Here is a 9,218-nt window from a genome sequence, read left to right on the forward strand (position 1 = left end):
AGGAGGATACAATGCTAGTAGATTTCATAATGTTTCTAGTTTTATTTTTTATTTTTTTGTTAATGATTGGTTTTATTGTTTGGTGTGATAAGCACCTTAAAGGTGATTAGAGGGAGAGTGTACTATGATAGTATTAGGAATAATTTTTGGTTTATTAATCTGTTATTTATTTTATGCTCTGTTACACCCGGAGAGATTTTAGGAGGAATGTGAGATGTTACAAATCATATTTGTCTTAGTACTGGCTTGTATTATTATATTACCAACTGGAAAGTATCTTTACCATATAGCTAGCCAGCAAAAAACTTTTGCAGATCCCATTATGGATCCTATTGATAGGTGGATTTATAAGTTGCTTGATGTGGACAAAAAAGGAATGACTTGGAAGGAGTATGCTGTAGCCCTTATTTTAACTAATGCTGTTATGGCTCTAGTGGCTTATGTAATCCTAAGAACACAGGCCTTTTTCTTTTTGAACCCCACCCGTGTTGGTTCATTAGAATCAAGCCTGAGTTTCAATACAGTCATATCTTTTATCACCAATTCTAATTTACAAAATTATGCTGGTGAGAGGGATTTGTCTTTTTTTAGTCAGATGGTTGTCATTACTTTTATGATGTTTACCTCAGCTGCTTCAGGCTATGCTGCTGCTATGGCTTTTATCAGAGGTGTATCAGGCAAGTATCAAGACATGGGGAATTTCTATGTTGACTTTGTTCGGGTGATTACTCGAGTGTTGCTTCCTTTTTCAATAATAGGCTCTTTGTTACTTATTTCACAGGGGGTTCCCCAAACACTATCAAAAGAGTTATATGCGACTACTTTGGAGGGCAATTTACAAGGTCTTATAATGGGACCGGTCGCTTCTCTTGAAATTATTAAACACTTGGGAACCAACGGTGGTGGTTTTTTTGCAGCAAATTCAGCAACTCCCTTTGAAAACCCTAATGTAATCACAAATATTATTGAAATGCTATCTATGATGTTGTTACCAGGTTCTATGGTAGTTGTTTTTGGTCATATGGTTTCATCTAGGAAAAAGGAAGATCATCCCTTTGAATCTGTACAGAAAGTTTCTTATAAGTCCACTAAATCTACGTTTATTAAACTAGGAGGACAGGCAAGACCGCTTCTGATGGTTATGCTATTCTTATTTTTTGTTGGTTTATCCATTATTGTTTGGTCAGAAAGTAGAGGAAATCCTGTCTTGCATCAATTGGGTTTGAATCAATCAATGGGAAGTATGGAAGGTAAAGAAGTTAGGTTCGGTATTCCAATGTCTGGTCTATTTACAGAAATAACAACGGCTTTTACAACGGGTTCCGTGAATAATATGCACGATACTTTGACTCCTCTAAGTGGTGGAGTAGCTATGATTAACATGATGCTCAATGTTATATTTGGCGGTAAAGGTGTAGGAATAATGAATATGATGCTGTACGTTCTTCTTACTGTTTTTATTTGTGGATTAATGATTGGGCGTGCACCTGTTTATTTAGGAAAAAAAATTGAAGGTAAAGAAATGACTTTAATTGCTTTAGCCATCATGGTTCACCCTATGATTATTCTAGGTTTTTCAGCAGTAGCTGTCTCATTGCCAGCAGGATTTAACAGTGTTACCAATCCAGGATTTCATTCTTTATCACAAGTGATTTATCAATTTACCTCAGCTTCTGCTAACAACGGATCGGGATTTGAAGGACTAAAAGACAATACTTTATTCTGGAATATATCTACAGGATTAGCTATGTTTTTTGGACGCTATGTGACTTTGATTCTTCAGCTATCGATTGCTGGTTCGTTAATGACTAAGCAACATGTGAATGATTCCCTAGGTTCTTTAAAAACAGATACGGGGACTTTTGCCATTATTTTAGGTGTGATAGTGTTGATTATATCAGCCTTAACTTTCTTACCAGTCCTTGTACTAGGACCTTTAGCTGAATTTCTAACTCAATGAGGTTTATTATGATTTCAAAGAAAACTTACTTTCTGACACAAAAGATACTACTCAGTTCCCTTAAAGGAGCGGTCGTAAAACTTCGCCCTAGTTACATGATTAAAAATCCAGTAATGTTTGTAGTTGAAGTTGGTTTTGTTCTGACCTTCTTTTTAACAATTATCCCCGTTGATGCTCAACAAGATAGCCAAAGTAGTCAATTGTATAATGGCATAGTAGCAGTGATCTTATTTTTAACTTTATTATTTTCTAATTTTGCTGAATCCATTGCGGAAGGAAGAGGAAAAGCACAGGCTGAAAGTTTAAAAAAGACGCAAGAAAATATGACAGCTAGACGACTCTATTTTGACAATGATGGTCAGACCCTTCTTGAAGAAACTATTGAGGCCACAGCCTTGCAAAAAGGAGATATCGTTCTGGTTAAGGTAGGAGAATTAATTCCTGGTGACGGTGAAGTTATTGAAGGAATTGCTTCTGTAGACGAATCAGCTATTACAGGAGAGTCAGCTCCGGTGATCAAAGAACCTGGTGGTGATTTTGCTTTTGTAACAGGAGGGACAACTCTTGCTAGTGACTGGCTTAAGTTGAAAATGACCTCACGTGCTGGGGAGTCTTTCTTGGACAAAATGATTTCCTTGGTAGAGGGTGCTTCTCGGCAAAAAACCCCTAATGAAATTGCCTTGAATACTTTGCTAGTTAGCTTAACAATTATATTCTTAATGGTAATTGGAAGTTTGTACCCGATTGCTAGCGCTTTGCACATAAAGATTACAGTTACTACTCTTGTGGCATTGACCGTATGTTTAATTCCAACAACAATTGGAGGTCTGCTGTCAGCAATTGGAATTGCAGGTATGGATCGCGTTACACGGTTTAATGTGATTGCTATGTCAGGAAAAGCAGTGGAGTCTAGTGGTGATGTGGATACTATGATTTTGGACAAAACAGGAACCATTACCTTTGGAAATCGTATGGCTGCTCATTTTGTTCCTGTAGATGGTGTTAGTCAAGAGTCTTTAATAAGAGCAGCTATGCTAAGTTCTCTACAGGATGATACACCGGAAGGAAAATCAATTGTTAAGCTTGCTAAAGAATATGGGGCAAGTATTCCTCCTATTTCTGAAGATATGACCTTTATTGATTTTACTGCTCAAACACGAATGAGTGGGATAGACTTTGTTGATGGGGGAATGATACGTAAGGGTGCCACAGATGCTATAAGTCGCTATATTAAAGGTAAAGGTGGTGTGATTCCGAAAGATTTGAAGTCTATCAGTGAAAGAATTGCTTCAGCTGGGGGAACTCCACTGGCAGTAGTGGAGGGGCAGAATATTTTGGGAGTGATTGCTCTCAAGGATACCATCAAACCAGGTTTAGTTGAGCGTTTTGCTCGCCTACGGGCAATGGGAATTAAAACTATTATGTGTACCGGTGATAATCCTCTTACCGCTGCGACCATAGCTCAAGAAGCAGGCGTTGATAGCTTTATCGCTGAATGCAAGCCAGAAGATAAAATTGAAGCTATTAAAAAAGAACAACGCTTAGGAAAAGTTGTTGCGATGACAGGAGATGGGACTAATGATGCCCCAGCACTAGCTCAGGCAGATGTCGGTATTGCTATGAATTCTGGAACAAGTGCTGCTAAAGAAGCTGCTAATATGGTGGATTTAGATAGCGATCCAACCAAGATTCTGGATATCGTTGAAATTGGAAAGCAATTATTAATGACGCGAGGAGCTTTAACCACTTTTTCAATTGCTAATGATATTGCCAAATACTTTGCCATTATTCCAGCTATTTTTATGCCCAGTATCCCCCAAATGCAATCGTTAAATATCATGTCATTATCAACGTCTTCCAGCGCAATTTTATCGGCTCTGATTTTCAATGCCATTATTATTCCTCTTCTAATTCCGATTGCGATGAAAGGAGTTTCTTATAAGCCTCAAAGGTCAGAAAAAGTTTTGGCTCATAACATGCTGATTTATGGTTTGGGTGGAGTCTTCATCCCGTTTATTGGAATTAAAATCATTGATATGAGTATTACTCCATTATTGTATCTATTGGGTTTATCCTGATAAGATTAGTTTAATATAATATTTAGAGGAATAAGATTGAAACTTATCTACATTGCTTTACGTTTAAAAGAATCAGTGTCTTTTCCTTGGGTTGAACATGAAAGGAATGAATAACAATCATGAGAAAAATATTTATACATATCAGACGTTCTGTCCGACTAAGTCTTTTATTTGGGGCGGTTTGTGGATTATTTTACCCTTTGCTGATTACCGGATTAGGGCAGTTTATTTTTCCTGTTCAAGCCAATGGTAGTCAAATTAAGCAGGATGGGAAGCTTATTGGATCGGCTTTAATTGGGCAAGAATTTTCGTCAGCTGCTTTTCTGCATGGTAGACCATCTGCTATTCAGTATAATACCTACCTTAGCGAAGGAGACCCAAGTGGACAAAGGCGGGATATTACTTCTGGTTCCCAAAATCTGGCTCCTAGTAATCCTGAACTAAAAGTACGTGTTCAAAAGGAACTGTCTCTTCTCATAGAAGAAAACCCAACTATTTCAATCAGAGATATCCCTGCTGATTTGGTAACAACATCGGCTTCGGGATTGGATCCAGAAATCAGTCCAGAAAGTGCTAAACTACAACTCCCCCGTATTTCTAAGACAACAGGTATTAGCTTGCCTAGACTGGAAGAAATCATTGACAAGCATACAGTAACAAAAATTTTTGGATTTCTAGGTGAAGATAGGGTGTCTGTGTTAAAAGTTAACATCGATATTATGAAGGAACTGAACTAACACCGCTGTAAAAGTTATACGGGTATTATTGCAAGTAATTAGTAGTGAGAGGTACGCCTATTACAAAAAAAGGGATAAAAAAGAACTCTTACTTCCTAGACTATATAATCTGATGAGTATCTTACAGATAGAGAAAGGAAGTTGGCATTTATTTATGAACTACTTTTAGCTGGTTTGAGATTTGTGACAAACTCATTTCACTGAAGAATTGTCAATCGAAAGTGATGATGTCCCAAAAAAATGGTGAGATTGAGGGCAATTATTTTGATTTTATTTGATACGAGGAACCCTTGAAGCTGTTTTGTCAAATGAAATGCTTGTCTTAGACTCCTTACTTTCTCTCTCCTAAATGTAAGGGATAGAGTGATTTCCTTTAAGGAACAGCTTCCCATTTAGCGAGAAATAGATTATACTTGTAGCTGAGGAGAATGAAGCTCCTCACTAGTAAACTCTTCATAATCCTTTTTATTTTTCTGAAGATATTGTTTGAAAGATGTGAGTTTCCACGGATGGGTTTGTGGAGGGACATACTTGCGTCTTTCTTTTTTTGTTCTGGTTCTGATTCAAAGTTTTTCGAATAGAGTTCATGAACTAGTAGCTCCTTTGTGTGATAGATCTTGTCAGCGATATTGAGGTAGATGTCACCGTCAACTTCTTTTATAACGAATACTTTCGTCTTTCTGCTGAAATAGACTTCTTTTCCTTTCTGTTGATAGGCTAGTAGCAGACGATTGCTTTGTCTTTTAGAAAGGTTCAGTTCGACACAGGCTCGATTATTTGTTTTCTTTCCTTGGTCTATAGCTTTTATCACAAGATATTTTTTCGTTTCATTCATATTCAGTTGGATCCTTTTCATACGACTATTTTATCAAATGGGACATTTTCACGTTCGATTTACTAAAGACATTATCACATTCGAATTACAAAACCTAAAAAATCAAATGTTTTTCCTTGCAAAATTCGGGGGGGGGGGGTGGTATAATTGCTGCTAGACTGTGTATTCTTCATAGGAGATACAGTGGGGTAAATAGTCGTAAGTTGCTATTTATATATTATTGTCAATCGAAGAGGAAAATGACATGTTCTCTTCAATCATATCTTTAAAGGAGAAAGAGTTATGGATTTTAGAAAGTGTAACAGAGAAAAGGTCTTCCGTTACTCCATTCGTAAGTACCACTTTGGTGCCGCCAGTGTCGCGGTTGCCGCATTGATGTTTTTAGGAGCACGAGCTAGTGTTGTTCAGGCGGATACTACAGTAAATGCTACAGAGGTGTCTCTTGAGAGTTCTGAGCCTAAATCGGATCCAGCTGCGGAGGGAGCTAGTGAAGCTTCGAATGGAAGTGAGCGAAGTGCTGATCAAACAAGTAATTCTGTTCAGCGTACTCCTGTTGGCAGTGATAGGGACGCTTCTCCATCAAGCAATAATGGGGAAAGTTCTGAAGGGTCAGATAGAAGCAACAGTAGTGCCGTTAGCGGAAGTGATAGAAGTGCTGAAGAGACAAGTAACTCTGGTCAGCATGCTCCTGCTGGAAGTGAACGAAGTGCCGGGGAAGGTCCAAATACAGTAAGCAGATCGAGTCAGCGTACTCCCACTAGAAGAGCTAGGAGTGTTGGGGAGAATCCAGATACAGTAAACAGATCGAGTCAGAGTGGCCCTGTTGGAAGTGATAGAACCATAGATCAAGATCGGGGATATCGGGCTTCAGGGTTGCATGATGAAGGATATGTCTATGGTATTGATCAAGATCCTGTGCCGGATGAAAAGTATGATGATAAGGGATATCTTGCACAAAGATGGCCTTATGCTAAAAAAAGATGGTTGAATGCCAATCTTAAAACTGAAAAATTTATTAATTATACAGATCCGGTATTGGGTGATACGACGGTAAAACGTAAAGTTTCTGAAGCAGGGAAAACAGGTGGAAAGCGCGATAATGTATTTAGAGACGAAATTACGGATGACTTGGGTACCTTAGATATTTTTAATAAACATCCTACTGCACAGCGTATGGCATTGACAATGGATGGGTACGGTGAAAATTTTAATTTAACAGTAATTGGAAATGATAACACAGAGCTTCTTAAACTCAAAATTCCCAAAGAACATTTGTTTATTAGGCAAAGTGAGTGGAATGTTAAGGATGCAGAAAGGAAAAAAGTAGAAGAAGAAAACGGTACAACTAAGCAAAATGCCAAGGACGCTCTCGAACAGGAAGCAACCACGAAGATTGCAGCTATTGATAGAGATGGTAGCTTGACGAAAGAAGAGAAAGATGCAGCAAAAGAAGCTGTAAACGACGCTCTTCAAAAAGCTAAGGACAGGGTAGATAGCGCAAACACTGCAGACGACGTAGAAAGAGAAAAAACTACAGGTAACAGCACTATCCGTGATGTTCCGCAAAACGGTACAACTAAGTCTGCCTTGAATGCCGAGCTTGGTAAAGAATCTGGCACGAAAGAATCTGACAAGTATCAGAATGCAGACCAAGCTAAGCGTACTGCCTACGACGAAGCTCTTAAAGCGGCGAAAGCTGTAGCAGCTAAAGAAGGTGCAAGTCAAGCAGAAGTTGAGAAAGCTAAGAATGACTTAGTTGCGGCAGCGGCAGCCTTGAATGGTCAAGCAACAAGTAAAGATGAGTTGAAAGCCGAAATTGCGAAAGAAGATGCAACAAAAGCTGACGCCAAGTATACGAATGCAGACCAAGCTAAGCGTACTGCCTACGACGAAGCTCTTAAAGCAGCGAAAGCTGTAGCAGCTAAAGAAGGTGCAAGTCAAGCAGAAGTTGAGAAAGCTAAGAATGACTTAGTTGCGGCAGCGGCAGCCTTGAATGGACAAGCAACAAGTAAAGATGAGTTGAAAGCCGAAATTGCGAAAGAAGATGCAACAAAAGCTGACGCCAAGTACACGAATGCAGACCAAGCTAAGCGTACTGCCTACGACGAAGCTCTTAAAGCAGCGAAAGCTGTAGCAGCTAAAGAAGGTGCAAGTCAAGCAGAGATTGATCAAGCTAAGAATGACTTAGTTGCGGCAGCGGCAGCCTTGAATGGACAAGCAACAAGTAAAGATGAGTTGAAAGCTGAAATTGCGAAAGAAGATGCAACAAAAGCTGACGCCAAGTACACGAATGCAGACCAAGCTAAGCGTACTGCCTATGATCAAGCACTTGCAGCGGCAAAAGCTGTAGCAGCTAAAGAAGGTGCAAGTCAAGCAGAAGTTGAGAAAGCTCAGAATGACTTAGTTGCGGCAGCGGCAGCCTTGAATGGACAAGCAACAAGTAAAGATGAGTTGAAAGCCGAAATTGCGAAAGAAGATGCAACAAAAGCTGACACCAAGTACACGAATGCAGACCAAGCTAAGCGTACTGCCTACGACGAAGCTCTTAAAGCAGCAAAAGCTGTAGCAGCTAAAGAAGGTGCAAGTCAAGCAGAAGTTGAGAAAGCTCAGAATGACTTAGTTGCGGCAGCGGCAGCCTTGAATGTATCAGATATAGTAGCAGGAACTCAGCCTACATCGTATCAAACGAGAGCAATGTTGCCTAATACTGGTAGTCGATCAGATAGCACTACAGCTGCTCTAGGACTTCTATCAATCTTTGGAGCAGTCGGTTTACTCTTTTCTAAAAAGAAAAAAGATGATGAAGAAGCTTAAGTAAATGATTCTATTTGATTCTCAATCGCTTTTACATACACAATTTTTTATCAATTAAAAAGAACTAGGGTAATCTACACATTAGCTGGATATACTCACCCTATAGCGGATAGTGAAGAAGCCTCTTTGCCAACTGTAGTAGATGGAAGTCAGCTAAGATCTAGAAAGGACAAATTTTGTCCTTTCTTTTTTGATGTTAAGAGCGATAAAAATCCGTTTTTTGAAGTTTTCAAAGTTCCGAAAACCAAAGGCATTGCGCTTGATAAGCTTGATGAGATTATTAGTGGCTTCCAATTTTGCGTTAGAATAGTGTAGTTGAAGGGCATTGATTTGTCTTTCAGAAAGATTGAGTTCGACACAGGCTCGTTTCTTTGTTTTCTTTCCTTTAGTACAGATTTTAAACAGCGAGCATTAGATTACATCAAAGAGGGGCACAGCCATGTCGAGGCAGCCAAGGTTTTTGATGTTGGCGTCAGAACTCTCTTCACGTGGGAAAAGAACTTACGTGAACAAGGACACTTAGAGAGGAAAAAGCGAGTCGTCAAAAACCGAAAGATTCCTTTATACTCAATTATTTTCAAAAAGCAACCTTGTCCATTGTCTGCTGACAGTGGACTTTAAAACGCTTTTTTCCAGTCCTTGAATAACTTCTTGAAGCTTATCAATGACGGCTTCCAATGTTTGGAAAGCCTTATTTTTGAAACCTCGTTTTCGAATTTCTTTCCAGACTTGTTCAATAGGGTTCATTTCTGGTGTATAAGGTGGGATAAAAGCCAACTCAATATTACTTGGAA

Annotated in this window: 6 protein-coding genes and 2 pseudogenes; 5 read left to right on the forward strand and 3 right to left on the reverse strand. The window is 39.0% G+C overall.

Going from position 1 to position 9,218, the window contains the following annotated elements; all coding sequences use genetic code 11:
- Positions 1-124 precede the first annotated feature (124 nt).
- The 4 genes from kdpF to kdpC all read left to right on the forward strand — a co-directional run bounded on the left by kdpF (position 125) and on the right by kdpC (position 4,775).
- Positions 125-202, forward strand: a complete 78-nt coding sequence (gene kdpF / locus HT703_RS00780) for a K(+)-transporting ATPase subunit F (RefSeq protein ID WP_007285010.1) — start codon at positions 125-127, stop codon at positions 200-202.
- A 12-nt stretch (positions 203-214) separates the two neighbouring features.
- Positions 215-1,960, forward strand: a complete 1,746-nt coding sequence (locus HT703_RS00785) for a potassium-transporting ATPase subunit KdpA (protein ID WP_172929827.1) — start codon at positions 215-217, stop codon at positions 1,958-1,960.
- An 8-nt stretch (positions 1,961-1,968) separates the two neighbouring features.
- Positions 1,969-4,038 (forward strand): potassium-transporting ATPase subunit KdpB, encoded by a 2,070-nt coding sequence (gene kdpB / locus HT703_RS00790; protein ID WP_014017221.1) that lies wholly within the window; start codon positions 1,969-1,971, stop codon positions 4,036-4,038.
- A gap of 119 nt (positions 4,039-4,157) precedes the next feature.
- Complete coding sequence (gene kdpC / locus HT703_RS00795; RefSeq protein WP_001225808.1) at positions 4,158-4,775, forward strand: potassium-transporting ATPase subunit KdpC; 618 nt, start codon at positions 4,158-4,160, stop codon at positions 4,773-4,775.
- Positions 4,776-5,182: 407 nt separating this feature from the next.
- Here kdpC and HT703_RS00800 read toward each other — a convergent pair.
- Positions 5,183-5,475 (reverse strand): annotated as a pseudogene (locus tag HT703_RS00800) (ISNCY family transposase); the annotation flags it as partial.
- Positions 5,476-5,892: 417 nt separating this feature from the next.
- Here HT703_RS00800 and HT703_RS00805 point away from each other — a divergent pair.
- Positions 5,893-8,424 (forward strand): DUF1542 domain-containing protein, encoded by a 2,532-nt coding sequence (locus tag HT703_RS00805; RefSeq protein ID WP_172929829.1) that lies wholly within the window; start codon positions 5,893-5,895, stop codon positions 8,422-8,424.
- A 153-nt stretch (positions 8,425-8,577) separates the two neighbouring features.
- Here HT703_RS00805 and HT703_RS00810 read toward each other — a convergent pair.
- Both HT703_RS00810 and HT703_RS00820 read right to left on the reverse strand, forming a co-directional pair.
- Positions 8,578-8,763, reverse strand: a pseudogene (locus HT703_RS00810) (transposase); the annotation flags it as partial.
- 228 nt (positions 8,764-8,991) lie between these two features.
- The coding region (locus HT703_RS00820) for a transposase (protein ID WP_172929830.1) at positions 8,992-9,218 on the reverse strand (227 nt) is incomplete at its 5' end.

The sequence above is a fragment of the Streptococcus sp. 3874 genome, assembly GCF_013276425.1.
Lineage (GTDB): Bacteria > Bacillota > Bacilli > Lactobacillales > Streptococcaceae > Streptococcus > Streptococcus pseudopneumoniae.